Genomic DNA, 25,991 nt, shown 5'->3' on the forward strand with positions numbered 1-25,991 from the left:
GACCCTTCGGGCCACCTTCTCCCCGGCGGGGAGAAGAAATACGCGGTGGCGTCGCACCTCATCTGGTTTTAATTTTAGGGGCTCACCCCCACAATTCCGGCCGCGCCGGATAAACCAGCGAACCCTCATAAACCAACCCCGGATCACGATCGTGCGCCAACAATAGCGGCCCATCGAGATCGGCGAAGGCCGCACCCTGCGCCGCCAGCACAGCCGGCGCCATGCCGAGCGAGGTGCCGAGCATGCAGCCCACCATGATGGTGAAGCCGAGCCGTTCCGCTTCCGCTTTCATGACAAGCGCTTCAGTCAGGCCGCCGGTCTTGTCGAGCTTGATGTTGATTGCATCGTAACGGTCGCGAAGGCCGGCGAGGTCCCTGGTGGAATGCACGCTTTCATCGGCGCAGATCAGCACCGGATGGTCGATGCGGGCGAGGATGTCATCCTTGCCGGCGGGTAGCGGCTGCTCGATGAGCGATATCTTCAGCTCTTCCGCAAGCCGCAGATAATATTCGATATTATAGTCATTCCAGCCCTCATTGGCGTCGATGATGATGCGCGCTTCGGGTGCGGCGGCGCGCACGGCCCTTAGACGCGCCTCGTCATCTGCCGTGCCGGTCTTGATCTTCAGCAGCGGGCGGCCTGCGTTTTCCGCCGTTTTCGCGGCCATGGTCTCCGGGTCGGCAAGCGAGATGGTATAGGCGGTGACGAGCGGCTTTGCCGCCTGTCCAAGGATGCGCGCGGCAACAGTTTTGCCGCTGATCTTGGCCTCGAGGTCCCATAGCGCGCAATCGACCGCATTGCGGGCGGCGCCGGGTTGCATCGCCTGCTGTAGTTCCTGTCGTGTCACGCCGCCGGCGATCTGTTCCGCCATCGCCTCGATATCGGCGATGACGCCCTCGATGCTTTCGCCATAACGCGGATAGGGCACACATTCACCTCTGCCGGTAAAGGAACCATCGCGGATGGTACACGTTACGACATCCGCATGCGTGCGGGTGCCGCGTGAAATGGTGAAGCTGCCAGCCACGGGGAAACGTTCTGTTGTGGCTTGAAGGTAACGGGGCATGTTTTTTCACTTCCTAACAGGCGTCAAAAGACACATGACGCCAAATTTATCGCGAATTGTCGGCCGTCACTGTGGCTTGCCGAAGGTCAAACCGTTATGAAACCATTAAGAATCTCGTGACGACTGCATTCGCTCGGAGCATTATGCAAGAACAGGACACACGGCAACAGGCGAACCCGGCCGCAATCACCGAAGACGATAACGTCTCCGGCGGCGGTTCGCGTTTTGCCCTGAGCGGTTCCTGGCGCAACAGCAATCTCGCCGGTGTTTTCTCCAGTCTTGAAAAGATCGAAAAGAGCAAATCCACCGGCCCGGTGGAAATCGATCTTTCTTCCGTCGAGGCCATCGATACGACCGGCGCATGGATCATTCAGCGCCTGCGCAGGGACCTGGAGGCAAATGGCGCCACCGTCACCGTGACGGGCAATGACCGTATCGAAGAGGTCATTTCCCAATTGCCCGAAAAAGTGGAAATGGAGGGCGCGGCCGCTGCGAAGGCGGGGCTTGCCGAACGTATTTTTGCGCCTGTCGGCAAGGCCGTCGTGCAGAACGGCGCGGATTTTCTGGCGGGCATGTATATTCTCGGCTCCGCCGTGCGCGGCGCGCAGATGAAGCTCGGGCGCGGGCGCGGCGTTTCGCCGGCGGCCATCGTCAACCAGATCGACCATATGGGCGTGCGCGCCGTGCCGATCATCATGCTGATGTCGTTCCTGATCGGCGCGATCATCGCCCAGCAGGGCGCGTTCCAGCTTCGTTATTTCGGCGCGGAAGTCTTCGTTGTCGATCTCGTCGGCATTCTGCAATTGCGCGAAATCGGTGTGCTTCTGACCGCGATCATGATCGCTGGCCGTTCCGGCAGCGCGATCACGGCGGAAATCGGCTCGATGAAGATGCGCGAGGAAATCGACGCGCTGAAGGTGATCGGCCTCAACCCCGTGGGCGTTTTGGTGTTTCCGCGGCTGGTGGCGCTCACCATCGCGCTGCCGCTTTTGACCATTCTTGCCAATTTCGCCGCCCTGTTTGGCGCCGCCATCGTGGCCTTTGCTTATTCGGGCATTACGTTTGAGGTGTTCCTGTCTCGCCTGCATGGCGCGGTCGAGGAGTCGACCATTGCGGCCGGCATGATCAAGGCGCCGTTCATGGCGCTCATCATCGGCATCGTCGCGGCGGTGGAGGGCATGAAGGTGGGCGGTTCGGCGGAATCGCTTGGCAAGCACGTCACCTCGTCGGTGGTCAAATCGATCTTCGTCGTCATTCTGGTGGATGGTCTTTTCGCCATCTTCTACGCAGCCATCGATTTTTAAGGAGGGCGCGTTGGAAACACTGGACCAGAAACCGCAAGAGACAAAAACCGAAAAGGACGGCCGCGAGGCGGTGCTTTCCGTCGAGGGTGTGACTGTCGGGTTCAATGGCCGCAACGTGCTCGAAGATCTCAATCTCGATGTCTATCGCGGCGAAATCCTTGGCTTCATCGGGCCATCCGGCGCGGGCAAATCCGTCCTGATGCGCGCTATCCTGCGGCTTCTGCCCCGCCAGGCAGGTGCCATCCGCATTCTCGGCACCGATTACGACAAGGCGAGCGAAGACGACCGCATGATGCTCGATCAGCGGCTCGGCGTGCTGTTCCAGCAGGGGGCGCTGTTTTCCGGCCTGACGGTGAAGGAAAACATCCAGCTGCCGATGCGGGAATATCTCGATCTGCCGAAAAAGCTGATGGACGAGCTTGCCTATCTCAAGATCGAGATGGTGGGCCTGAAGCCCGATGCCGGCGACAAATACCCATCCGAACTATCAGGCGGCATGATCAAGCGCGCAGCCCTTGCCCGGGCGCTGTCGCTCGATCCCGACCTCGTTTTCCTCGATGAGCCGACATCCGGCCTCGATCCCATCGGGGCGGCGGAATTTGATATGCTGATTGCGCGCTTGCGCGATTCGCTTGGCCTGACCGTCTATATGGTGACGCACGACCTCGACAGCCTCTTCTCCGTCTGCGACCGCATTGCGGTGCTGGGACAGAAGAAAGTGCTGGTGGAAGGGACATTGCAGGACATGTTCGCCTGCGACGACCCGTGGGTGCAGTCCTATTTCCGCGGCAAACGGGCGCGCTCTGTCGTTCTTCCGGACGGCAGACACGAAAATCCGGTGGAGTAACAAGAAGCATGGAAACCAAGGCGAACTACACCATAGTCGGAATTTTCACGCTGATCGTGATCGCCGCCGCATTCGGCTTCGTTTACTGGATGGCCGAGTTTGGCCGCGGCGGCCCGACGGCGCAACTGATTGTGCGTATTCCCGGCTCCGCCAACGGCCTTTCGGTTGGCTCTCCGGTGCGGTTTAACGGTATTCCCGTTGGTACGGTGCGCGGGCTTGCGATTGACCGCGACGATCCGGCTTACTCCATCGCCTTCACCGAAGTGCAGGCGGATGCGCCGGTGTTTCCGTCCACACGCGCGGTGCTTGAAATTCAGGGCTTGACCGGTGCCGCCTATATCGAGCTTTCCGGCGGCAACAAGGATGGCGAGCGTATTCTGCAGAAAGCCGTTGAAAGCGGTGTTCCGGCCGAGTTGACGGCCGACCTTTCCAGCGTCACCAACCTGCTTGCCACGGCCGATAAAATCCTGAAACGCGCCGATGGCGCCATCGGCGAATTGCAGGGTTTCGTGCAGGATGCGCGCGGGCCGTTGACGCAGACCGTGCGCAATGCCGAGAAATTCTCCGATGCGCTGGCGGCCAATTCCGACGGGATCAAGAATTTCATTTCGAGCCTCAGTTCGCTGTCTACGACGGTGCAATCCGTTTCGGTGCGGCTCGACGGTACGCTCACCGCGGTCGAGGATCTGGTGAAGGCGGTCGACGCTGGCAAGATCGATTCCATCCTGTCGAATGTCGACAAGGTGACGAAGGATGTGGCGTCTGCTTCCAGCGATATTCAGGGCATCATGGAGACGGTGCAGAGCACGGCGAAAAACTTCGAGGCGGCAAGCACGGAAGTGCAGACGGTCGTGAAGCGCGCGGATGAGCTTCTGGCCTCCGTCGATCCCGCCAAGGTCAGCACCGTGGTGGGCGATGTTTCCGCAGCGACCGCCGATGCGCGTGACGCCGTGGCGAATTTCAAGCGGATCGCCGATGATGTCGGTGCACGTCGCGCCGACATCGACCAGGCGGTTTCCGATTTCACCGAGATGGGCCGCAAGCTGAACCTTGCCTCCAGCCGCGTCGATGGCATTCTCGCCAAGGTGGACGGCATGCTCGGCACGGATGACGCTAATTCGCTGTTTGCCAAGGCGCGCGAGACGCTAACCTCCTTCAAGGCGGTGGCCGACAATCTCAATGCCCGCATCGGGCCGATTGCAGACAACCTAACCCGTTTCTCCAGCTCCGGCCTGAAGGATTTCCAGGCGCTGATCGGCAGCACGCGACAGACGGTCGACAATCTCAACAATGCCATCACCAATATCGACCGCGATCCGCAGCGGTTGATCTTTGGCGGCGAAACCGTGAAACAATATGATGGCAGAACAAGGCGCTAAGAGGGGTATCGACCAATGAGACTATCGATGAACGGCCAAAAGCGCCGCGCCCTTCTTCTCGCTCCGCTGCTTGCCGCGATGATGGCGGGCTGTGCCGGTGCGCCGAAAAACGATACCTTCGACCTCTCCGTATCGCCAGCGGCGGTAACGCAGGGACCATCGCTGAAAAGCCGTCAGCTGCTGATCGCCGACCCGACCGCCTTGAAGGCGCTCGATAGCGAGAACATCGTGGTGCGGCTTTCCGGTTCCGAGGTGCAATATCTCGGCAATTCGCAATGGAGCGACCGCCTGCCGCGCATGGTGCAATCCAAGCTCGTGGAAGCCTTCGAAGATACCGGCAAGCTCGGCGGCGTTGGCCGGCCGGGGCAGGGGCTGGCAATCGACTATCAGGTCGTGAGCGATATTCGCGCCTTTGAAATCGATACGGCTCGCAACGTGGCGAATATCGAAATTTCGGTGAAGCTGCTCAATGATCGCAACGGTACGGTGAGGGCGCAGGAAGTATTCCGTTCCAGCGCCCGCGTCAGCGGTTCCGGCAATGCAAATTTCGTGAAGGCGCTGGATCAGGCCTTCGCTGCCGCCACGCGGGAGATCGTGGCCTGGACGCTGAGGTCGCTTTAAGCGTTCAGCGTGATTGCTGCCACAGGAAACCGCTTTATGTTCGCGTAGCGCAGGATGTTGCGAGACTGCGTGACGATCTGCCGGTGAAACCGGATTATCGGATGGTGGACGGGGCGGGGCACTTTTCCTTTATTGCCCCTTGCCCGGCGGAGATGGCAAAAGCCGCGCCCCAGATTTGCAGCGACGCGGCGGGCTTCGACCGGGTGGAGTTCCATCGCGGGTTCAATGCTGATCTCGTGAGCTTCTTCAAGGCGTCACTGCGCTGAACCGCCTATGTCGGCTGTGGCCGCCGCCTCTCAGGCGGCGTCCTGCTGCGACTTCCATTCCGGCAGGGGGAAAACCCGGTCGTAGCTCCAGTTGAAGACAAAAGCATAGACCACGTAAAACAGCGCAAAGGAGATATCCATCACCAGCGCGTGGGCAAGGCTGATATTCAGATACCAGGCGATGAAGGGCATCAGCACGATCAGCAGGCCGAGTTCGAAAAGCACCGCGTGGGCAACCCGAATGGCCGGCGTTTTCAGCGTCGTGCCCTTCAGGCGCTGCATGGCGTGGTCGAAGCCCAGATTATAGACATAGTTCCAGATCGTGGCGAGCGTGGCGCTGACGAGGCCGACGATGCCGATATCTTCCATGGGCATGCCGAAAAGCAGCGCGCCCAGGGGAATGACGAGCATGAGGCCGATGATTTCAAAGCTGAGCGCGTGGCGGATACGATCTTGCAGGGAGCGCATTTCATTCTCCGGTATATGACCGGGCCGTCCCGCATGCTGTCGCCGATATGGCCGAGGTCGTCCTCGCGCCTGACGATATAGAGCTTTTGGGTGGATTTTTCAAGCGCCGGGTGTTGCTGGCATCCAAGGCGGTGCTTTCATTCTCCTGCGCACCAACGGAACCGTGATCGGAACAAGATCGGCGTATTTTCGTTATCGCTGATGGAAGGAGGCGCGCCATGCAGCAGAAACCCTCTGAGGGAAGAACCATCAAGGCCGCCAATGCGGAGAAGGTTTCGACTTATACGCCCAGTCTCATTTCCCTGAAGGGAAGTTACGTGGCGATGATATTTCGAAGACCGCTTTGCCAAAATCCACTGGATGTGCGGGAAAAATAGGACGATGCAATCGCCCCCCGACTTGCCCGCACACCGAAAATGACGATTGCCGACATGATGATGAGCTTTAGATGTCTCTAAAGTGTGATTTTCAATCGGGCCTGTCTCCACATAGACTGGAGATTGCCACAAGAGCGAAGGGAGAATGACATGAAATCAGTTCTCATTATCGCCGCTGTCTTTGGTTTTTCGGCCAGTGCAGCGCTTGCGGAATGTGCAGGTCATCAACAGATCAACGCTTCCGTTCCTGCCGTAGATCGCGAATTCAAAACCGCAAGCATCGTTCCGCCGACAGATCCGGTGGAAAAGCCAGTCGTCATCCTGAAAAAGACCGACCGCCTTCCTGCAACGGTTGCGACGACCGGCGAACCGGAAGCCGCAATGCAGCGCATGCAATAGACAAAAATAATAACCTCTTCATCCTTAAAATCCCGTGCGTGAGGTGATGCGCACGGGATTTTTGCTTTTTGGACGAAGATGGGGCGCCGCTTTCACGGCGTTGCGCCTGCCGGTTATTTGCATCGGCGACTAGCTGTCGAGTTTCAGCGACAGCTGTTTCGGCCCTTCGTTCTTTTTGAGGACGTAGAGCGGTCGGGTGACGATGACTTCCGTTCGCCGTTGCAGCTCACGCCGCCGCTCGAGCGCGCGTTCGCGCATATCGCGGGAGCGGGCGACAACGGAGAGGGCATTTTCTATGGCTGCGTCTGCTGTGTTCATCGCTGACCTCCATAATGTTCACTTTATGTTCTCATTATTGGTGGCTTGTGTCAACACTATGGCAGGGTTGCCGGCGGCGGTTGGGCGCCTGGCATAACGAGCGGACAGGCGCGCGACAGGCAGTGTCGGGTGCGCGAGGCATCGGCTTTTGCCCCAAATGTCGACCTTCATAACACAAACCTTGTTCCGGCAGTGTCAACAGGGACACTCCGGACCTGCTGTGTTGATTTTTGCGATGATGTTTCGATGACGCCGGCGCTGATCCGCCCGGCTTCAGGCAGATCAGGAGAGGGGACGTTGATCCGGCGCGGGAATGTCGCCGGCGGACAATAAATCGGTGAGATGCTCGCTGGCGAGCGCGACGATGGCAAGGGCGGCCTGCTGGCGGTTCCAGCCGGCATGTTCGGCTTTTTCCATCAGCTTTTGAATGGACGGCTCCAGCGCGAACTGGCACTCGGCCTGATAGTCCATTGTGTCGATCGAAAGCGACGGGGAATTGATCGAGGCCCGCATCTTTTGGTCTCCCTGTTTTCCGTCATGCTCATCATACGCGAGACGCAAATCGGAACATGTACATTCAGAGGCCGGTGATATCGGGTCTGCTCATGAGCCCCGCACATCACTGGCAGCGAATCCCCCAGCGGCAGGACGTTAGCGGCAAGTCGTAAGCGCTGTCAACGCGTGCGCGGCGGCAATGACGTCGCCGTCTCGTTTTCAGAGCCTTCCGTTCCGGAAAGGCTTTCGCCGCCAGATCAGCAGCGCCATCACATACAGCGCAAAAAGCACGAACCATGTGACGGGCAGCACCATGAAAAGCGCCGCATAAGCGCAATTTCCCTCAAAACAGGAGCCGAGAAATCCAGAATCGGCGAGCGCTGCCGATAATAAAAGCGCACATATCCCGCTCCCGACCGCGCCGAGAATAAAAAGCAATATGTTGATGAGCAATCTCATGATCCCGATCATAAGGACGATTGAGACAGCTTTGGGGAAACGGGCGGTGCTGCAGCGCCAATAATCATCTTTTCGGCGGCCACACGGAAAGCCGGTTGCCGCAGTTGAGCCTGCGCCCTTTACGGGGAGAGTCGTGATTGCCAGGGCGGGGAGTGTATATGTCCAGACCGGCGATTCACCTCACGCGGAGAGCAGGCGGCATTATATATCTCTGTGTTTGTGGTGTCTTTTATTTGTGTATCTCTGCATTTTATGTTTCTAAATTCGGATTTGCTTGATGATTTTGATGTAAATCGTAATAATTTCTTTATTCTGTATTTTATTTTAATTTAAAGTTGTTTTACTTTTGGTTTTTATTGATATGTTTAGGCTTGCTGCGATCGTGGAACTTAAGAGCGGGCGAAGCCCGGCAATGCTGCGCTTAATTCTTATTGACGAAATTGATTTCAAGAAACGGTGACTGTCGGTCTGTCCAGGCAGGCGGATCTGGCTTCGGTAGAGGGTATTGATTTGATCCTGCATTGGTTTCCATTCGCCAGCGCGTTCAGGCTGTCAGGTCTCGCGGCGCTGGTTCTGTTGTCCGCCGGTTTTTCGACGCAGGCCTCAGGCCAGTCACGGGTCTGCAACGATCCCGCGCCGGCCGGCAATATCGATGAAATGTTCGATGCGATCTATGCCTGCTGGGTGCCGCCGGAAGACACTGCGGGGCTTGTCGTGACATTGCAGTTCATTCTGCACAAGGACGGACAGATAAGGGGCAAGGTGGTGGTCACCGCCGCGCGCCCACAGGAAGACAGCCCGAGGCGCAAAGCCTTTATCGATTCCGCCATCGAGGCGGTCAAGCGGGCGGCACCTGTACCTTTCACCGAGCAATTTGGAAGCCGTATTGCGGGGCGGCCGCTGGCGCCGCGTTTTGTCGGGGCAGACAGCAAGGCGCCGGAAACGGAATTATAAGCGCGTTTGACACCGGCCCGACTGTTGGCGCAGCCGCGCGTTGCAGGTGACGAGGGCGGCGCTATGCGCAACCACTATCGAAACACTATCGAAAAAGAAGGCCTTGGCGGAAGCCCGGCGCGCTTATGAGATGCTTTAATTTCGCACCGCAACCTCTTGTCATTTCAGGAGGAATTTGGTGGGTGATGTAGGGCTCGAACCTACGACCCGCTGATTAAGAGTCAGCTGCTCTACCAACTGAGCTAATCACCCGACCGGCACCGTGTGGCGGTGTGAGGGGGCGTATAAAGGGGAAGTTTGGGCTTGTCCAGCGCGGAAATGAAATTTCTTCGATTTTTGTGACGAAAAAATTTCAGTCGCGCTGGAAAGTCCTGGAAATCCGCGGTTTTACGGATTTTTTCTTTTCTTTACCCGCGTCTGAAAGCCCGGCCGACAAGGATGAGGATGCAGGCGCCGATGAAGCCGGCGATGAGATAACCGAGCCAACCTTGCAGAACGATTCCAAATACCGAAAGAATGGCGTTGGCGACGATCGCGCCGACGATTCCAAGAAGGATGTTCATGAAAACACCCATATTGCTTTTCATGAATTGTTCGGCGAGCCACCCGGCGACACCACCGATGATGATGGCTGCGATCCAGCCAATGCCAGCAGATTCCATGATTTCCTCCCATGTTGCTGCACCATCGAAGGTGATGATTTTCGTGGTGAAAAGCAAGGCAAACTCCTGAAAACCTCCCTCAATGCGGGTGGTTTTCCGCGCGGCAGGCGCTAAAAAGCCTGATGCGGTGCAAAAAAACGAAAGGCGTGGATGTGCGGTTGATGTTCGGCGGATTGATGGACGGCAGGGTTTTCGACGGCTTGGCGCCGGATCGGCGGCAGAGGAGCGCCATGGCGACGATACTGGCCGTGGTGCTTTTTCTTGCCGGCGGTCTCTTGTCGGCAATGCCGGCCGCAGCGCAAGGGGAAACAACATCGCCCGCGCCGGTGGCTATCCAGGCTTCGACCGTCGAACAGGCGAGGGCGGAGCTGGAGAAATGGAAGGGCGATGTCGCTGCTATCGCCCAACAGGTGGAAGCCGGCGGCCGCGACGATGCGCAGCTAGTGGACCTGAAGGGCCGCGCCGACACCATTGCCGCCGATGCCGCCGCCGCCAACACCAAGCTGCGCACCCGTCTTGACCAGATCAAGACCCGGCTGGATGCGCTGGGTGCGGCGCCTGCGGACGACCAGCCGCCGGAAGCCAGCATGGTGACGGAGGAGCGAAACCGGCTGACGGCGGAACGGGCAGAGGTGAATGCGATTGCCGGCGAGGTGGAGAGCACGGCCACCAATGCCGCACAGATCTCCAACAACATCACCGCCGTTCGCCGCGCGCTTTTCGCCGCCACGCTGTTCAAGCGCACGGAAGTTTCGGCGCAGACGCTGGGCGACGCGTCCTCTGCCTTTCTGACCGAATTGACCAACCTCAACAACGCCTTCAGCAGCTGGGCAGGCTTCGTCTGGAATTACAAGCGCCTGCCGATGTTCGGGGCGGTGATGCTGTCGATCATGGCGGGGCTGCTGTTTCTGGTGGTCGGTTACCGCTTTTTCGGCAGCCGTATGGACCGGCGGGCCTTTACGGGCGAGCCTTCCTATCTGAGACGGCTTTCGGTCGCCTTCTGGTCAACCATGGTGCAGTCGCTGTCGCTGTTCCTGTTTCTCGTCACCTCGGCCTTCTTCCTCGATAATTTCAACGTGCTGCGGTCGGACATCGCGCCTATCCTGTTCGGGGCGATGGCGATCACCGGTTTTGTTTATTTCGTCTCACGACTGAGCTATGCGATCTTTGCGCCGACACAGCCGGAATGGCGCCTTGTGAAGGTATCCAATAAGGGCGCGCATACGCTGTCCTCGGCGGTGTTGCTGATGGCGCTCGTCAATGGTCTCGATTACCTGTTCGGCACGATCAGCGAGACGCTTTATTCGCCGCTGATCGTGACCGTCGCCAAGAGCTTCGTCGCCTCGATCATCATCGGCCTCATCCTGCTCACCGTGTCGTTCCTGCGGCCGGTGATCGGCGAGGGGCAGGATTATGAGACCGGCAACCAGCGCCTGCCGCGCTGGCTCGTCATCCTGCTGCGAGTGGGCGGCCTCGTTCTCATCGGCGCCTGCCTCACCGGTTATGTCGGGCTTGCGCGCTTCCTTGCCACGCAGATCGTCGCCACCGGCGCGGTGCTGGCGACAATGTATATCGGCATTCTCTCGGGCAAGGCGATTTCGCGACAGGGCGCCTTCGCAGAATCTCTTGCCGGTCGTTATCTCGCGCGGCGTTTCGGTCTGGGCGTGGTCGCGCTCGATCAGGCCGGCCTTGCCGCCGGGCTCGGCATCTATATCGTGGCACTGGCCTTCGGCGTGCCGCTCATCCTGTTTTCCTGGGGCTTCCAGCCGGGCGATATCGAAAGCTGGGCTTATCGTCTGTTGACCGGCATCACCGTCGGCAATGCCTCTATTTCGCTGATCGGCATATTTGGCGGCATCCTCGTCTTCGCCATCGGTTACACCATTACCCGCTGGTTCCAGAGGTGGCTGGACAACAACGTCATGGCGCGCGGCCAGGTGGATGCCGGGGTGCGCAATTCCGTCAAGACCGGTATCGGCTATCTCGGTATCGCTGTGGCGGCGATCTTCGGCGTGTCTTCGGCGGGTCTCAATCTCTCCAGCCTGGCGCTGGTGGCTTCCGCCCTTTCTGTCGGTATCGGTTTCGGCCTGCAGAACATCGTCTCGAACTTCGTGTCCGGCCTTATCCTGCTGGTGGAGCGCCCCTTCAAGGTAGGGGACTGGGTGGTGACGGGAACCACGGAGGGCACCGTCAAGCGGCTCTCCGTGCGCGCCACCGAGATAGAAACCTTCCGTGGTCAGTCGATCATCGTGCCGAATTCGGAATTCATCAATTCCTCCGTCGGCAACTGGACACACCGCAACCGCATCATGCGCGCCGAAATACCGGTTTCCGTCTCTTATGATTCCGATCCGCAGCAGGTCATGGACATTTTGCTGGAACTGGTGCGCGCCCAGCCGCCGGTGCTGCGCAATCCCGAGCCACACGTGGAATTCGTCCGTTTCGGTGATTTTTCGCTGGATTTCGAACTGCGCTTCTATCTTGCCGATCTTTCGAACGGGCTCGGCGTGAGAAATGCGATGAGGATCGCCATCCTCAAGCGCTTCCGTGAGGAAGGGATCGATATTCCGTTCCCTCAGCGCAATCTGAATATTCACATGGAGGGCGAAGCCAACCCGCAGATGATGGCGGCGCTGCTTTCGGAAGAGGGCGAAAAAGCGCAGGCGGCCCATACCGGCGCGGCTTCTGCGCCGGAAAAGGAAACCTCGAAAGACGGCAAGGTGACCGAACCGAAGGAGAAGCCGGGCGCGTAAAAGCCTAGATTGCTGTTTGCCTCAGGCGTCGAAGCTATCGGGCATGGATTTGCGGCCTGTCGCCTTTTTTCCGGCGGGAGAAGAAACGAGCCGTGGAGCTATGCGATCTTCGTCCGGCATGCTCGGCATTTTCACGCCTGTCGCAGCACCCTATGGCCATGTCGCAATCAGGCGGCTGAACGGCCGCCAAGCGCTTCATATTCCTCCCATCCAATGTCGGCGGAATAAGGCAAGGCCGGCGCTTTTCAGGGGTTCTGTAAATGAAGACACATGCACGGGCGGTGGTGATCGGTGGCGGCGTCGTTGGCGTTTCGACGCTTTATCATCTTGCCAAGAAGGGCTGGAGCGACAGCGTTCTCATCGAGCGCAAGGAGCTGACCTCGGGTTCCACCTGGCATGCGGCCGGGCTTCTGCCGTTGTTCAACATGAGCTACTCGGTCGGTCAGATCCACAAATATTCCGTGAAGTTCTATGAGGAGCTTCAGGAAGAGACCGGCATGAATGTCGGCTTCTCCAAGGTCTCGAATATCCGTCTCGCCCGCACCAAGGATCGCTGGGACGAATATATGTATTATGCCGGCATCGCCGAGACCATCGGTGTGCGCGTCAACATGCTGACACCGGAGCAGGTGAAGGAAATCTGGCCGCTGTGTGAGACGGACGGCCTGCTGGGCGCCATCCAGCATCCTGACGATGGTTACATCCAGCCCGCCGATCTGACACAGGCGCTGGCCAAAGGCGCGCGTGACCGCGGGGCGACCATCTATCGCAACACCACAGTCACCGCCATCGAGCAGCTGGAAGACGGTCACTGGAAGGTGACAACGGACAAGGGCGAGATCATCGCCGAACATATCATCTCCTGCACGGGCTCCTTTGCCCGCAAGACCGGCGAGATGGTGGGCATCAATATCCCGGTCATTCCGGTCGAGCACCAATATATCGTCACGGAGCCGCATCCGGCCATTCAGGAACGTCGCCGCCAGGGCCTCCCTGAAATGGGCGTTCTGCGCGAATCCGATTCTGCCTGGTACATGCGCGAAGAGGCGGGTGGCCTGATCCTCGGTCCTTATGAAGTCGGCGCGCCGGTCTGTTATGTCGACGGTCCTTCCGATGACAGTGAATATGAGCTGTTCCAGGAGGAACTCGACCGCCTGATGCCGCATATCGAAACGGCCATGGTGCGTGTTCCGGCTTTCGGTGAAGTGGGCATCAAGAAGGTCTATAATGGCGCGATCGCCTATACGCCTGATGGTAACCCGATTGTCGGCCCCGCACCGGGCCTGAAGAATTTCTGGCTGAACGAAGGCCATTCCTTCGGCATCACCGCTGCCGGTGGTGCTGGCTGGCAGCTGGCCGAGTGGATCGTCGATGGTGAGCCGACGCTCGACCTGATGGGTGTCGATCCGCGCCGCTTCGGCCCCTACGCAACGGAAGGTTACCTCATCGCCAAGAACGAGGAAGCCTATGCCAACGTCTTCACCATGCATTACCCGGATGAAGAGCGCTCCGCCGCCCGTCCGCTGAAGACGACGCCGGTTTATGACCGTCTGAAGAAGCTCGGCGGCGTGTTCGGCTCCGTCTATGGCTGGGAGCGCGCCAACTGGTATGCGCCGGAGGGTTATGCTCTGCGCGAGGAAGACCTCGGCGTTGGCGCCGATGTCATCACCAGCCACAACCATGCGCCGGCTCTGGATGACGGTCGTATCGTTGAAAAGTGGTCGTTCCGCCGTTCGAACTATTTCGAACATGTCGGTAACGAGGTGAAGAATGTGCATCAGAATGTCGGCGTGCTCGATATGTCCGCCTTCGCCAAGATGGAAGTCTCCGGCCCTGGCGCACGGGCCTGGCTGGACAGCATTCTCGCCAATGCCATCCCGAAGAAGCGCGGCCGTATCGCGCTTACCCATCTCCTGACGCCGAATGGCGGCGTGAAAGCGGAATTCACGGTCTATGAATGGGCGCCGGGCCGCTTCTACATGGTTTCGGCCGGTGGTCTCGAAGCGCATGACCATGACGTTCTGCGCCGCCTTGCCCCGACCGACGGTTCTGTGGTGTTGCAGCCGATCACCCAGAAATACGGCGTGCTGGTTCTTGCCGGTCCGAAGTCGCGCGATCTGTTGAAGAAGCTGACACGCACGAGCCTTGAGAACAAGGATTTCCCCTGGCTTACCGGCAAGCAGATTTCCGTCGGCGTGGCGACGGCGCATGCGTTGCGCGTCAACTTCGTGGGCGAACTTGGCTGGGAACTGCACCATCCGATCGAGATGCAGAACTACATCTTCGACCGGCTGATGGAAGCGGGCGCCGAATTCGGGATCAAGCCATTCGGTATCCGCGCCATGGTTTCCATGTCGCTCGAAAAATCCTATCGCAACATGGGCCGCGAGCTGTCGGTGGAATACAACGCCTATGAATCCGGTCTTGATCGCTTCGTGCGCCCGGAAAAATCCTTCATCGGCCGCGATGCGCTAGTGGCTTACAAGGAAGCCGGTGCGAAGTGGGTGTTCTCGACGCTGACCGTGTCTGGCAATACAGACGTCGATGCGCGCGGTTCTGAAGCGATCTTCGATGAGAACGGTGTGCTTGCCGGGCGTGCGACGAGCGGCGGTTTCGGCTGGCGCATGGGCAAATCCATCGCACTCGCCATGCTCAAGCCGGAATATGCGGCCGTGGGCACCAAGCTCAAGATCCGCATTCTCGGCACGTCCTACGATGCTGAAGTGGTGGAAGAGAGCCCGTTCGACACCGATAACGCGCTTCTGCGCGTATAAGACAGAAATCCCCTCCCAAACTTGGAATACGGCCCCTCGCGGGCCGTATTTCCGTTTAAGTAAGCATGTGCTCAACTGATGCTTCAGAAATAGTGCTATTAATCATTCTGAAAAATGAGCCTGCTATCTTACGCTGACATTCGATGGGGGTCGGGACAGAATGAATTTCCTGGGCATAACGGGCATGCAGTATTCGGGCGTGCCTTTTACAAATAGCCGGATTTTGCTGGCTGAAGACAGCAACGTGTTCACCCAGATGGTGAGCAGGCGGCTCAATGAGATGCTGGGCGTTTCCGTGGAGGTATGCCGCTCCTTCGAAGAGTTGCAGGCCTGTTACGAACATTCGTCCGAACCGGTAACGCTCGCCATTTCCAACATCAACCTGCCGGGAGCGGAAAAGGGCGAGGCGCTGGAATATCTGATCGATCTTTCGATCCCGACCATCGTTTTCACCAGCACGTTTCATGAGGCGACGCGCGAAACGCTGATCGCCAAGGATGTGGTCGATTATATTCTGAAGGACAATATTTTCGCCGTGGACATGCTGACGGAATCCGTCTGTCGCTTTCTCACCAACCACCGCCATCATGTGCTGATTGTCGATGACAGCCCGACGGCGCGGGCGCTGCTTTCGAGCCGCCTCAAGCGTTATAATTTCCGTGTCAGTCTGGCGGATAGTGGGGCGAAGGCGCTCGATATCCTGAAGGCCAATCCCGATATCGGCCTTGTGGTCACCGACTATAACATGCCCGATATTGACGGCTTTGAGCTGACGCGGCGCATCCGCACCGTGCGCGGGTCGCATGAGCTGCGCATCATCGGGGTTTCGTCCTCCACCAACCGGCTGCTTTCCGCGCGGTTTTTGAAGGCAGGCGGCAATGATTTCATGCTGCGTCCCTTCATCGATGAGGAGTTTTATTGCCGGGTCAACCAGAACCTCGACACGCTGGTGCAGATACAGCTGGCGAAAGCGGGGGTGAGGCCGGCGGCCTGATCCAACGCTTTCCCCGTTAAAGCTGCGATTCCAGCGGCAGGAAGCGCATGACGCCGGCAACGATGCGGCGGCTGATGGCGGCGTCTGGTTCGCGCCGGTATGTTCTGGTTCGCCCCTGTTCTTCCGTCTTCCAGACGATATGCCTGCCCTTGTCGATTTCCAGCGCGAAGCTCATGCTGGGGCGGATTTCTTTGGCGAATATCTCGTCCATGCGGGCAACCAGCGGGGCTGAGTTGAAGACGACGCCCATCTCCGTATTGAGCGAGGCGGAGCGTGGGTCGAAATTGAGCGAGCCGATATAACCGGTCGCGCCATCGCGGGTGAAGGCCTTGGTATGCAGGCTTGCCTGGCCCGAGCCGCGCAGGGTGAAGCTCGCCTGATCCGCCTGCGCGCGCAATTCGTGCAGTCGCACCCCGGCGGCCAGAAGCGGCTTGCGATAGCGGGCATAACCAGCGTGCACGGCGGCCACATCCGTTGCGGCCAGCGAATTTGTGAGGATGGCGACCGAGACGCCGCTTTCGGCAAGTCCTGAAAATATCCCCACGCCCTGTTTGCCGGGAATGAAATAGGGAGAGGTGATGTGAAGGCTGTCGCCTGCCTCCTGCATCAGCGGCAGCAGGCTCTCCATCAGGAAGTTATGGCCCTTGCGGCGCTTTCCCGCCGCCTTCTCCGGTGGGTCGGCCAGCACATCTGCCGATTCGACCCAGTGCAGACGATCCGACATCAGGAAATGATCGCGCCCATGTTGGCTTTCGACCCGTTCGAGATAAGGTTTCGCCGCCTCGCTTTTCGGCAACGCGTCCAGTTCGCGCCGTAGCTTTGCAAGCTTGTTGGGCCTGCGTGCGAGCAGCGACCGCACCGGAACGGCAACGGCGCTGTTCCAGTAATCGTCAAAGATTTCGGTGGCATCGGCAACGATGTTGCCGAAACCGAGAATATCGAAATCGTGAAAATTCGCCCGCTCGGCGGCGTCGAAATAGGCGTCGCCAATATTGCGTCCGCCGACGATGACCGCGCGCCCATCGGCAATCCATGCCTTGTTGTGCATGCGCCGGTTGACGCTGCGGAAGCGCAGCACCAGCTCGATGCTTCGATGCAGGATGTTTTCCCGCGCCCGGGTGGGGTTGAACAGTTGCAACTCGATGTTCGGATGGCTGTCGATGGCGTGGAAGATGCGGTCGGAAATGGAAACGCCGAGATCGTCGAGCAGCAGGCGCACGCGCACGCCGCGATCGGCGGCGGCGATGACTTCGCGCATCATCAGCCGCCCGGTGAGATCGGCGTTCCACATGTAATACATGAGATCGAGGCTGCGCCCGGCGGCGCGCGCCGCCGCCACGCGCACCGCAAAGGCATCGAGGTTGGAATGCAGCAGGCAGAGCGCATTCTTCTCATTCCAGCCGTTTTTTATCGATTGCCAGTGCCGGTCCAGCGTTGTCGCGTCTTCGGCAAGGGGCAGGGCGGCGGAAGGGCGCTTGGGAATGGTCCTTTCCCGCTGTTTGCCGATGACGACAAACAGGCTCGGCCCTATGACCAAGAGAAGAATGATGATGAAGACCGTAAATGCCGTCACTTGTTTTGATCGCTCCCGGCCCGAAGAGTATCAGGCGGGATGAAAACGCGCGAGGGGATAAAGCGTTCATGGCACCTCGTGCCATCAGTGTGAAAAAGGCGTGTTTTCCACGCACCGAAAGGACTTGTGAATCACATAAGTGTGTGCTTATGTGTCGTTATGACAGAGAACGATATTTTCCGGGCGCTGGCCGATCCGACGCGCCGCGCCATTTTCGAAAAGCTGGCGGATGGCGCCATGAACGCTTCCGCCCTGCGTGAGGGGATCGAAATCAGCCAGCCGGCCATGTCGCAGCATCTTTCAGTGTTACGCGGGGCAGGGCTGGTGGTCGAGAAGCGGCAGGGCCGTTTCGTCAATTACGAAGTCGATCCGGACGGGCTGACGCGCATTGCGGCCTGGCTCGGCAAATATCGCGCCTACTGGCCGCAGCGCATTGAGGCTCTCAAACTCCTGCTGAAGGATATGGACCAATGAACAGGCAGACACCGGAAGCGCCTAAAAAGGGCATCGAGCTTGAATATGATCTGGACGAGCCGCCGCAGAAAGTGTGGCGCGCCATCAGCATTCCGGCGTTCCGCGCCATATGGTTGCCGGCGGAGGCGCTGGCGGAAGCGGAAGCAATCGATATCAAGCCCGGCGAGGAAGTACGCTACAGGTTGCGGGAGGACACGCCGCCATTTCTGGAAAGCACCGTCACCTTCAGGATCGCGGCGAATACCCAAGGCGGTACCAGCCTGCGCATCATTCATGATTTGCCAGTCAATACCGGCCGGATGATAAAGGCCGCCGCAAATCACAACGGTTCGCCAATCAAGCTCGCGGCCTGATCCCTCCCGTTCCCCGACATTTCTTAACGACAGGAGTTCGCCGATGCGCGAAGCGATGCAACTCGTCCCTATGGTAGTCGAACAATCCTCCAGGGGAGAAAGGTCTTTCGATATCTATTCCCGCCTGTTGCGGGAGAGGATCATCTTCCTCAACGGCGAGGTGAACGATACGGGTTCCGCGCTGGTCTGCGCGCAATTGCTGTTTCTCGAGGCGGAAAACCCGAAGAAGCCGATCCATCTCTATATCAATTCGCCGGGTGGCGTCGTGACCAGCGGTCTCGCCATGTATGACACCATGCATTATATCCGCGCACCGGTTCATACGCTCTGCATGGGAACGGCCCGCTCCATGGGATCGTTTCTGCTGATGGCGGGTGAACCGGGCGAGCGGAGCGCCCTTCCCAATGCCAGCATCCACATTCATCAACCTCTGGGCGGTTTCCAGGGGCAGGCGTCGGACATGCTGATCCATGCCGAAGAGATGCGGCAGACCAAGCACCGCATGACGCGGCTTTACGCCGAACATTGCAAACGCAGTTACGAGAAATTCGAAGCCGCCATGGATCGGGATTTTTTCATGACGGCGGAGCAAGCATTGGAATGGGGCCTGATCGACCGCGTTCTGGACGTGCGTGAGGATGTTGCGGCGTAGTGCCGGGTACTATCCGCAAGGTGTTGCTTCCATATCAAAGCAAAAGGCAGCGCCATACGCTGCCTTTCAAGGCTTGGTCCGGATGATCAGATATCCAGATTATCCGCAAAGGCCGCCCGTTCCTGAATGAATCGGAAACGGGCATCCGCCTTGGTGCCCATCAGATTGTCGACGGCATCGCGGGTTCCTTCGAAATCCACGTCGTCGATCTCGACGCGCAGCAGGGTGCGCTTTTCGGGATCCATGGTGGTTTCCTTAAGTTGCGCGGCCATCATTTCGCCGAGGCCTTTGAAGCGGCTGATTTCCACCTTCTTGCCCTTGAACATGGTTTCCATCAGCTCAGTGCGGTGGGCGTCGTCGCGGGCGTAGGCGGATTTCGCACCTTGCGCGATCTTGTAGAGCGGCGGCACGGCCAGATAGAGATGGTTGCCGCGAATGAGTTCCGGCATTTCCTGATAGAAGAAGGTGATGAGCAGCGAGGCGATATGGGCGCCGTCGACATCGGCATCGGTCATGATGATGATGCGCTCGTACCGCAAATCCTCTTCGCGGTACTTTGTGCGCGTGCCGCAGCCCAGCGCCTGGATGAGATCGGCGATCTGCTGGTTGGCGGAGAGCTTTTCGCGGCTGGCGCTGCCGACGTTGAGGATTTTACCGCGCAGCGGCAGGATGGCTTGGTTGGCGCGGTTGCGCGCCTGCTTGGCCGAGCCGCCGGCCGAGTCGCCCTCGACGATGAAAAGCTCAGCGCCTTCTGCGGTGTTCTGGGCGCAATCCGCCAGCTTGCCGGGCAGGCGCAGCTTGCGCACGGCGGTCTTGCGATTGACTTCCTTTTCCTTGCGGCGGCGCAGGCGTTCTTCGGCGCGCTCGATCACCCAGTCGAGCAGCTTTGCCGCTTCGCCCGGATTGCCGGCGAGATAATGGTCGAAGGGATCGCGTAGCGCGTTTTCGACGATGCGCTGGGCCTCGACGGTTGCGAGCTTGTCCTTGGTCTGGCCGACGAATTCAGGCTCGCGGATGAAGACGGAGAGCATGCCGGCAGCCGAGATCATCACGTCATCGGTGGTGATGTCCTTGGCGCGCTTGTTCTGCGTCAGGTCCGCATAATTCTTCAGGCCCTTGGTGAGCGCGATGCGGAAGCCCGCCTCATGCGTGCCGCCTTCAGGGGTCGGGATGGTGTTACAATAGGAATGGATCTGCGTGTCGCCGCCATACCAGGTGACTGCCCATTCCAGCGCACCGTGGCCGCCCGTCTTTTCCGTGCGGCCCGAGAAAATTTCGCGGGTGACGGTGAATTCCTTGCCGAGCGTGGCGGCGAGATAATCCTTCAGGCCACCCGGAAAATGGAACACGGCCTTTTCGGGGATTTCGCCGCCGGCGGGCACCATGCCGGGATCGCAGCTCCAGCGGATTTCGACGCCGCCAAAGAGATAGGCCTTGGAGCGGGCCATGCGGAAGATGCGGGCCGCCTCGAATTTCGCGTGATCGCCGAAAATTTGCGGATCGGGATGGAAACGCACGCGGGTGCCGCGACGGTTGTGCACGTCGCCCAGCTCTTCCAACGGACCGATCGGCAGACCGCGCGAGAAACGCTGGCGGTAAAGCTTGCGGTTACGCGCCACTTCCACTTCCAGAAGATCGGAGAGCGCATTGACCACGGAAACACCGACGCCGTGCAGGCCGCCCGATGTCTCATAGGCCTTGCCGTCGAACTTGCCGCCGGCATGCAGCTTGGTCATGATGACTTCGAGCGTCGACTTGCCCGGCACCTGCGGATGGTTTTCCACGGGGATACCACGGCCGTTATCGGTGACGGTCAGGAAACCTTCCGTATCGAGATGGACCTCGATGAAATTGGCGTGGCCGGCGACGGCCTCGTCCATGGAGTTGTCGATGACTTCGGCAAAAAGGTGGTGCAGCGCCTTTTCGTCCGTGCCGCCGATATACATGCCCGGGCGCATGCGCACGGGCTCAAGCCCCTCGAGCACGCGGATCGAGGACGCGCCGTAGTCGTCACCGGTCGGTGATACGGGGGCGGGCGGCGTCACGGCCGCAACGGCTGCGGGTTTCGGCTGCACATTCGCGTTGGCGGGCACGTTGGCGGCCGTGGTCACCGGCGTCTTTGCGGCATCCCCGTTCGTTTCCGTATCGCTGTTTCGTGCTGCCGGAAGACCGGAGAAGAGATCGTTGCTGTCGTCCATCATGTCCAAAGTTCAAAAGCGTGTGTCAGAATTTCGCCATGCGAATCATTATGCCAGTAGCGTCGATCATAACGCCAAACGCGGTTCCCGTCCGATTCAAGGGTCCGTCTGGCAAACGCGGCGCATCCTATGCCACGATTGTGTCAGGGTTTCGCAACAGGAGGATTGCGCTGCCGGCTTTGCGATGGCAAGTCTCGCAGCCACGAATGAACGGTTAGCCAAGGCATGTCCACAGCTCATTTCACGTTTTGTACTCTTTTTAGCCTGACTGTGGCGGCAATGCCGGTTGCGGCCTCTGCCGCTGATGGGCCGCTGCGTCCCTTCAAGGATGAGCTGTTTTCCGCCCATACGGTGCTTTCCAGCGGCGATGGCGGCGCGTCCGAGGTCATCGACTATCAGGAAATGCGCGATATCAATGGTCGCGACGAGGTGCCGGAACGCCGGGTGAAACGACAATATGTCGATATGACGCCGAAGAAGGCGCAGGCGCTCGAAACCGTTTCCGCCGGGGGCAGGGCGCTTGAGGTCGGTCGCGTCGGGCCGGCGAGCGGCCAGGCCTTCACCGTCATCTTCATCCACGGGCGCGGCGGTGACCGGCGGCTCGGCATGAACGACTACACCTTCGGCGGCAACTTCAACAGGCTGAAAAATCTGGCTGTCGCCAATGGAGGCACCTATTATGCGCCAAGCGTTCGTTCCTTCGATGAGAACGGCGTTGCCGATATCGCGGCGCTGATTGCGGATGCGGCGGGAAAGTCGGGCGGTAAGCCTGTTATTCTGACCTGCGCCTCCATGGGTAGTTTCATCTGCTATGGCATCAGCCGTGACAAGGCGGCCGTCGCCAATCTCAAGGGCATGGCGATCCTCGGCGGGGCGGTCGATCCGGATTTTCCGAAAAGCGCTTTTGCAAAGGCGAAGAAGCCGGTCTGGTTTACCCACGGCAGCGCCGACAAGGTTTATTCGGCCGATCAGCAAGCGACGATCTTCCGCACGTTGTTGAAGGCTGGCGAGCCGGCGCGGTTCACGCGTTACGAGACCGGCAGCCACGGAACGCCGGTGCGCATGACCGACTGGCGGGCGGTCTTGAACTGGATTTTGAGCCGTTAGGGGAGCATTCAGGGCGTCCTCACGACAAATTTTTCAAATTCGCCGCTGGTTTTAACCCTTGCACCGCTTTTTTGTACCAATTGTCGCTGCCTGCGGCTAAAGGAATATCCGGGAAAATTCCGGCAGAGCTTCTGTCGTGATCAAGGGCCTCTGGAGGCCGAGGGTTGGAGCGCCGCCAGCGGCGCTGCTAGACAAAGGGAATGGGATACGCATGACGCCGAATGTTCGACCGCTTGTAGCCGGAAACTGGAAGATGAACGGCACACGTGCCTCGCTCGATCAGATCAAGGCCATGGCAGAGGGCGTCAAGGGCGCGCTTTCCCAGAAGGTGGATGCGCTGATCTGCCCGCCTTCGACCTTGCTTTATGTCGCCACCGCGCTCTGCGATGACAGCCCGCTGATGATCGGCGCTCAGGATTGCCACCAGAACGCCTCCGGCGCGCACACCGGCGATATTTCCGCTGAGATGATCGCCGACTGCTTCGGCACCCATGTCATCGTTGGTCATTCGGAGCGCCGCACCGACCATGCCGAGACCGATCATCTGGTGCGCGCCAAGGCATCCGCCGCCCATCAGGCCGATCTCATCGCAATCGTCTGCATCGGCGAAACGGCGGATGAGCGCAAGGCGGGTCAGACGCTCGATATTCTCAAGCGCCAGCTCGCCGGCTCCCTGCCGGATGAGGCGACGGCGGAAAATACCGTCATCGCCTATGAGCCCGTGTGGGCGATCGGCACGGGTCTGACACCCACCGTGGACGATGTGCGCGAGGCCCATGCCTTCATGCGCGACGAACTCGTCAAGCGCTTCGGCGACGCCGGCAAGACCATGCGCATCCTCTATGGCGGCTCGGTGAAGCCCGCCAATGCGCTGGAGTTGATGGGTGTTGAAAACGTCGACGGCGCGCTGATCGGCGGTGCGAGCTTGAAAGCCTCCGACTTCCTGTCCATCTATGCGGCATACGAGCAACTGACGGCTTGATCGGAGCTTTCCTGCGAGTGGAGCGGGAAAGGGGCTTGGAATAAGCCTTCGCCTCATGTAAAGAGCCGCGAAACCTTCTTTGTAGTGCTCCGCGCGGGGCATGGAATGGATTGTCATGCAGACCGTTTTGATTGTTATTCACCTCATGATCGTGCTGGCGCTTGTCGGCGTGGTCCTGATCCAGCGTTCCGAAGGCGGCGGCCTCGGTATCGGCGGCGGTTCGGGCTTCATGTCCGCGCGCGGAACGGCCAATGCGCTGACGCGGACCACGGCGATCCTTGCCGCGCTGTTCTTCGCGACCTCGCTCGGCCTCGGTCTCCTGACGCGCTACGAATCGCGCCCGACCGACATTCTGAACCGTATTCCGGCCACGCAGGGCCAGGGTAACGGCATTCTCGATACGCTCGGCCCGTCAACGACGCCGTCGACGCCCGCTCCGGCTGAGAATGGCGTTCCGACCAATGGTGCAGCCGCACCGGCTCAGACGACCCCGGCTCCGGCCGCTTCCGGCACGGCCGCGCCGGCCCCGGCGCAGCCAGCCGATCCGAACGCAGTTCCGACCGGTCAATAAGCCCGGTTTTGATTTAACGCTCCGGCAGGCCAAAAGCCTGCCGGTTTTCTTTTGTTCGCATTCCGGCTCGCCCCATCGCAGATTCGTCAACAGCGAATTTTCGAAACAATGAAATTTTGGCTGGCGGAATCAGAGGTAAAAAGGTATCCGGTGAATCCCATGGCGCGATATGTATTCATCACAGGCGGCGTGGTCTCCTCTCTAGGCAAGGGCATCGCCGCGGCAGCACTCGGAGCTTTGTTGCAATCCCGTGGTTATCGGGTGCGGCTTCGTAAACTCGACCCCTATTTGAACGTCGATCCCGGCACCATGAGCCCGACACAGCACGGCGAAGTGTTCGTGACGGATGACGGTGCCGAGACGGACCTCGACCTTGGCCACTATGAGCGCTTTACCGGGCGTTCAGCCACCAAGACCGACAACATCACGACCGGCCGCATCTACAAGAACATCATCGACAAGGAACGGCGCGGCGATTATCTCGGCGCGACCGTTCAGGTCATTCCGCATGTCACCAACGAGATCAAGGATTTCGTCACCGAAGGTAATGACGATTACGACTTCGTCATCTGCGAAATCGGCGGCACGGTGGGTGATATCGAGGCGATGCCGTTCATGGAGGCGATCCGTCAGCTCGGCAACGACCTGCCGCGCGGCACGGCGATCTATCTTCACCTGACGCTGATGCCCTATATTCCGGCAGCCGGCGAGCTGAAGACCAAGCCGACCCAGCATTCCGTCAAGGAGCTGCAGGCGCTCGGTATTCATCCCGACATCCTCTTGGTGCGCGCCGACCGGGAAATCCCGGAAGCCGAACGCCGCAAGCTTTCGCTGTTCTGCAACGTGCGTCCTTCCGCCGTCATCCAGGCACTGGATGTGGCGAATATCTACGACGTTCCGATTGCCTACCACAAGGAAGGCCTCGATTCGGAAGTGCTGGCCGCTTTCGGCATCGAGCCGGCGCCGAAGCCGCGTCTGGAACAGTGGGAAGAGGTTTGCAACCGCATCCGCACGCCGGAAGGCGAAGTGACGATTGCGATTGTCGGCAAATATACCGGTCTCAAGGACGCGTATAAGTCGCTGATCGAGGCGCTGCATCACGGCGGCTTTGCGAACCGCGTCAAGGTCAAGCTGGAGTGGATCGAGTCGGAAGTCTTCGAAAAGGAAGATCCGACGCCCTATCTCGAAAAGGTCAACGGCATTCTGGTGCCGGGCGGTTTTGGCGAGCGCGGTTCGGAAGGCAAGATCATGGCGGCACAGTTCGCGCGTGAGCGCAACGTGCCCTATTTCGGCATCTGCTTTGGCATGCAGATGGCAGTCGTTGAAGCGGCCCGTCATTTGGCCGGCATCGAACATGCCTCCTCCACCGAATTCGGGCCGACGTCCGAGCCGGTCGTTGGTCTGATGACCGAATGGGTGAAGGGCAACGAGTTGGAAAAACGCTCCTCCAAGGGCGATCTCGGCGGCACGATGCGCCTCGGCGCCTACAAGGCGGCGCTGAAGAAAGACACCAAGATCGCCGAGATTTACGGCTCCACGGATATTTCCGAGCGCCACCGTCACCGCTATGAGGTGAATGTGGACTACAAGGACCGTCTGGAAGAATGCGGTCTCGTCTTCTCCGGCATGTCTCCTGACGGTGTCCTGCCGGAAACGGTGGAATATCCTGACCATCCGTGGTTCATCGGCGTTCAGTACCATCCGGAACTGAAGAGCCGCCCGCTTGACCCGCATCCGCTGTTTGCCAGCTTCGTTGAGGCGGCGGTGGAGCAGAGCCGGCTGGTTTGACGGTTTGAATGAGATGAAGAGGGCCGCGACAGCGGCCCTTTTTTGTTGGGTGATACCTTCCCTCCGTCATCCTCGGGTCAAGCCCGAGGATGACGTTGAGTATTGGCGGAAAGCTTGTCAGCTGTGCGAGGTAGTGTCATGGGCTTCCAGCAAACAA

25 protein-coding genes, 1 tRNA gene and 1 pseudogene are annotated in these 25,991 nt (G+C 59.3%); 18 read left to right on the plus strand and 9 right to left on the minus strand.

Annotation, left to right across the window (positions count from 1 at the left end; all coding sequences use genetic code 11):
- Positions 1-82 precede the first annotated feature (82 nt).
- Positions 83-1,066: an N-acetyl-D-Glu racemase DgcA gene (gene dgcA / locus O9X91_RS12385; protein WP_142912280.1), complete on the minus strand. Its 984-nt coding sequence runs from the start codon at positions 1,064-1,066 to the stop codon at positions 83-85.
- Between the two features lie 143 nt (positions 1,067-1,209).
- Between dgcA and O9X91_RS12390 the strand changes: the two genes are divergently transcribed.
- The 5 genes and pseudogenes from O9X91_RS12390 to O9X91_RS12410 form a co-directional block, all read left to right on the plus strand.
- Positions 1,210-2,370 (plus strand): ABC transporter permease, encoded by a 1,161-nt coding sequence (locus O9X91_RS12390; protein ID WP_142912279.1) that lies wholly within the window; start codon positions 1,210-1,212, stop codon positions 2,368-2,370.
- Positions 2,371-2,380: 10 nt separating this feature from the next.
- A complete protein-coding gene (locus O9X91_RS12395; RefSeq protein WP_077982199.1) occupies positions 2,381-3,217 on the plus strand; it encodes an ABC transporter ATP-binding protein in 837 nt (278 codons plus the stop codon).
- An 8-nt stretch (positions 3,218-3,225) separates the two neighbouring features.
- Positions 3,226-4,596 (plus strand): MlaD family protein, encoded by a 1,371-nt coding sequence (locus tag O9X91_RS12400; protein WP_142912278.1) that lies wholly within the window; start codon positions 3,226-3,228, stop codon positions 4,594-4,596.
- A 15-nt stretch (positions 4,597-4,611) separates the two neighbouring features.
- Positions 4,612-5,217, plus strand: coding sequence for an ABC-type transport auxiliary lipoprotein family protein (locus O9X91_RS12405; RefSeq protein ID WP_142912277.1), 606 nt, complete (start codon positions 4,612-4,614; stop codon positions 5,215-5,217).
- Positions 5,218-5,267: 50 nt separating this feature from the next.
- Positions 5,268-5,483: pseudogene (locus tag O9X91_RS12410) on the plus strand (dienelactone hydrolase); the annotation flags it as partial.
- A gap of 30 nt (positions 5,484-5,513) precedes the next feature.
- Here O9X91_RS12410 and O9X91_RS12415 read toward each other — a convergent pair.
- Positions 5,514-5,951: a PACE efflux transporter gene (locus tag O9X91_RS12415; RefSeq protein WP_137410448.1), complete on the minus strand. Its 438-nt coding sequence runs from the start codon at positions 5,949-5,951 to the stop codon at positions 5,514-5,516.
- Positions 5,952-6,169: 218 nt separating this feature from the next.
- On the opposite strand from O9X91_RS12415, the gene O9X91_RS12420 reads away from it, so the two are divergent.
- Complete coding sequence (locus O9X91_RS12420; RefSeq protein ID WP_162854283.1) at positions 6,170-6,328, plus strand: hypothetical protein; 159 nt, start codon at positions 6,170-6,172, stop codon at positions 6,326-6,328.
- A gap of 150 nt (positions 6,329-6,478) precedes the next feature.
- A complete protein-coding gene (locus O9X91_RS12425; protein WP_003524756.1) occupies positions 6,479-6,727 on the plus strand; it encodes a hypothetical protein in 249 nt (82 codons plus the stop codon).
- Positions 6,728-6,856: 129 nt separating this feature from the next.
- Here the strand turns inward: O9X91_RS12425 and O9X91_RS12430 are convergent, their stop codons facing one another.
- The 3 genes from O9X91_RS12430 to O9X91_RS23830 form a co-directional block, all read right to left on the minus strand.
- Positions 6,857-7,045, minus strand: coding sequence for a hypothetical protein (locus tag O9X91_RS12430; protein WP_077982204.1), 189 nt, complete (start codon positions 7,043-7,045; stop codon positions 6,857-6,859).
- Between the two features lie 282 nt (positions 7,046-7,327).
- Positions 7,328-7,558, minus strand: a complete 231-nt coding sequence (locus O9X91_RS12435; protein WP_077982205.1) for a hypothetical protein — start codon at positions 7,556-7,558, stop codon at positions 7,328-7,330.
- 201 nt (positions 7,559-7,759) lie between these two features.
- Positions 7,760-8,011 (minus strand): hypothetical protein, encoded by a 252-nt coding sequence (locus O9X91_RS23830; RefSeq protein ID WP_077982906.1) that lies wholly within the window; start codon positions 8,009-8,011, stop codon positions 7,760-7,762.
- Positions 8,012-8,509: 498 nt separating this feature from the next.
- Here O9X91_RS23830 and O9X91_RS12440 point away from each other — a divergent pair, with 498 nt between their 5' ends.
- Entirely contained in the window at positions 8,510-8,953 is a 444-nt protein-coding gene (locus O9X91_RS12440) for an energy transducer TonB (protein WP_244614233.1), read from the plus strand.
- Between the two features lie 176 nt (positions 8,954-9,129).
- Here the strand turns inward: O9X91_RS12440 and O9X91_RS12445 are convergent.
- Together O9X91_RS12445 and O9X91_RS12450 are read right to left on the minus strand one after the other, a co-directional pair.
- Positions 9,130-9,205 (minus strand) — tRNA-Lys (locus O9X91_RS12445).
- A 155-nt stretch (positions 9,206-9,360) separates the two neighbouring features.
- The gene (locus O9X91_RS12450) at positions 9,361-9,615 is read right to left on the minus strand and encodes a GlsB/YeaQ/YmgE family stress response membrane protein (RefSeq protein ID WP_077982907.1); all 255 of its coding nucleotides are present in this window, start codon (positions 9,613-9,615) and stop codon (positions 9,361-9,363) included.
- A gap of 122 nt (positions 9,616-9,737) precedes the next feature.
- On the opposite strand from O9X91_RS12450, the gene O9X91_RS12455 reads away from it, so the two are divergent.
- From O9X91_RS12455 to O9X91_RS12465, 3 genes are all read left to right on the plus strand, one after another.
- Positions 9,738-12,368, plus strand: coding sequence for a mechanosensitive ion channel family protein (locus O9X91_RS12455; protein ID WP_173989177.1), 2,631 nt, complete (start codon positions 9,738-9,740; stop codon positions 12,366-12,368).
- A 260-nt stretch (positions 12,369-12,628) separates the two neighbouring features.
- The gene (locus O9X91_RS12460) at positions 12,629-15,142 is read left to right on the plus strand and encodes a GcvT family protein (RefSeq protein WP_077982206.1); all 2,514 of its coding nucleotides are present in this window, start codon (positions 12,629-12,631) and stop codon (positions 15,140-15,142) included.
- 160 nt (positions 15,143-15,302) lie between these two features.
- Complete coding sequence (locus O9X91_RS12465; protein WP_089153216.1) at positions 15,303-16,136, plus strand: response regulator; 834 nt, start codon at positions 15,303-15,305, stop codon at positions 16,134-16,136.
- 16 nt (positions 16,137-16,152) lie between these two features.
- On the opposite strand, the gene O9X91_RS12470 is transcribed toward O9X91_RS12465, so the two are convergent.
- Positions 16,153-17,709 (minus strand): phospholipase D family protein, encoded by a 1,557-nt coding sequence (locus O9X91_RS12470; RefSeq protein WP_077982207.1) that lies wholly within the window; start codon positions 17,707-17,709, stop codon positions 16,153-16,155.
- Positions 17,710-17,868: 159 nt separating this feature from the next.
- Between O9X91_RS12470 and O9X91_RS12475 the strand changes: the two genes are divergently transcribed.
- Genes O9X91_RS12475 through O9X91_RS12485 form a run of 3 tightly spaced genes read left to right on the plus strand, consistent with a single transcriptional unit; the run spans position 17,869 to position 19,188 of the window.
- Positions 17,869-18,183, plus strand: a complete 315-nt coding sequence (locus tag O9X91_RS12475; protein ID WP_003524773.1) for an ArsR/SmtB family transcription factor — start codon at positions 17,869-17,871, stop codon at positions 18,181-18,183.
- Positions 18,180-18,536 (plus strand): SRPBCC family protein, encoded by a 357-nt coding sequence (locus O9X91_RS12480; RefSeq protein WP_269833480.1) that lies wholly within the window; start codon positions 18,180-18,182, stop codon positions 18,534-18,536. Before O9X91_RS12475 ends, O9X91_RS12480 begins: the two co-directional genes overlap by 4 nt.
- A gap of 43 nt (positions 18,537-18,579) precedes the next feature.
- The gene (locus tag O9X91_RS12485) at positions 18,580-19,188 is read left to right on the plus strand and encodes an ATP-dependent Clp protease proteolytic subunit (protein WP_269833479.1); all 609 of its coding nucleotides are present in this window, start codon (positions 18,580-18,582) and stop codon (positions 19,186-19,188) included.
- A gap of 86 nt (positions 19,189-19,274) precedes the next feature.
- Here O9X91_RS12485 and parE read toward each other — a convergent pair whose 3' ends face one another.
- Positions 19,275-21,389, minus strand: a complete 2,115-nt coding sequence (gene parE / locus O9X91_RS12490; RefSeq protein WP_269833478.1) for a DNA topoisomerase IV subunit B — start codon at positions 21,387-21,389, stop codon at positions 19,275-19,277.
- A 222-nt stretch (positions 21,390-21,611) separates the two neighbouring features.
- Here parE and O9X91_RS12495 point away from each other — a divergent pair, with 222 nt between their 5' ends.
- The 4 genes from O9X91_RS12495 to O9X91_RS12510 all read left to right on the plus strand — a co-directional run bounded on the left by O9X91_RS12495 (position 21,612) and on the right by O9X91_RS12510 (position 25,834).
- Positions 21,612-22,493, plus strand: a complete 882-nt coding sequence (locus tag O9X91_RS12495; protein WP_137410438.1) for an alpha/beta fold hydrolase — start codon at positions 21,612-21,614, stop codon at positions 22,491-22,493.
- 211 nt (positions 22,494-22,704) lie between these two features.
- Positions 22,705-23,475 (plus strand): triose-phosphate isomerase, encoded by a 771-nt coding sequence (gene tpiA, locus O9X91_RS12500; RefSeq protein ID WP_077982212.1) that lies wholly within the window; start codon positions 22,705-22,707, stop codon positions 23,473-23,475.
- A gap of 115 nt (positions 23,476-23,590) precedes the next feature.
- Positions 23,591-24,046: a preprotein translocase subunit SecG gene (gene secG / locus O9X91_RS12505; protein WP_137410437.1), complete on the plus strand. Its 456-nt coding sequence runs from the start codon at positions 23,591-23,593 to the stop codon at positions 24,044-24,046.
- Positions 24,047-24,196: 150 nt separating this feature from the next.
- Positions 24,197-25,834 carry a CTP synthase gene (locus O9X91_RS12510; protein WP_162520379.1) on the plus strand — a complete coding sequence of 546 codons (1,638 nt, stop codon included), beginning with the start codon at positions 24,197-24,199 and terminating at the stop codon, positions 25,832-25,834.
- Positions 25,835-25,991 lie beyond the last annotated feature (157 nt).

The organism is Agrobacterium salinitolerans, assembly GCF_027498475.1.
GTDB classification, from domain to species: Bacteria; Pseudomonadota; Alphaproteobacteria; order Rhizobiales; family Rhizobiaceae; genus Agrobacterium; species Agrobacterium salinitolerans.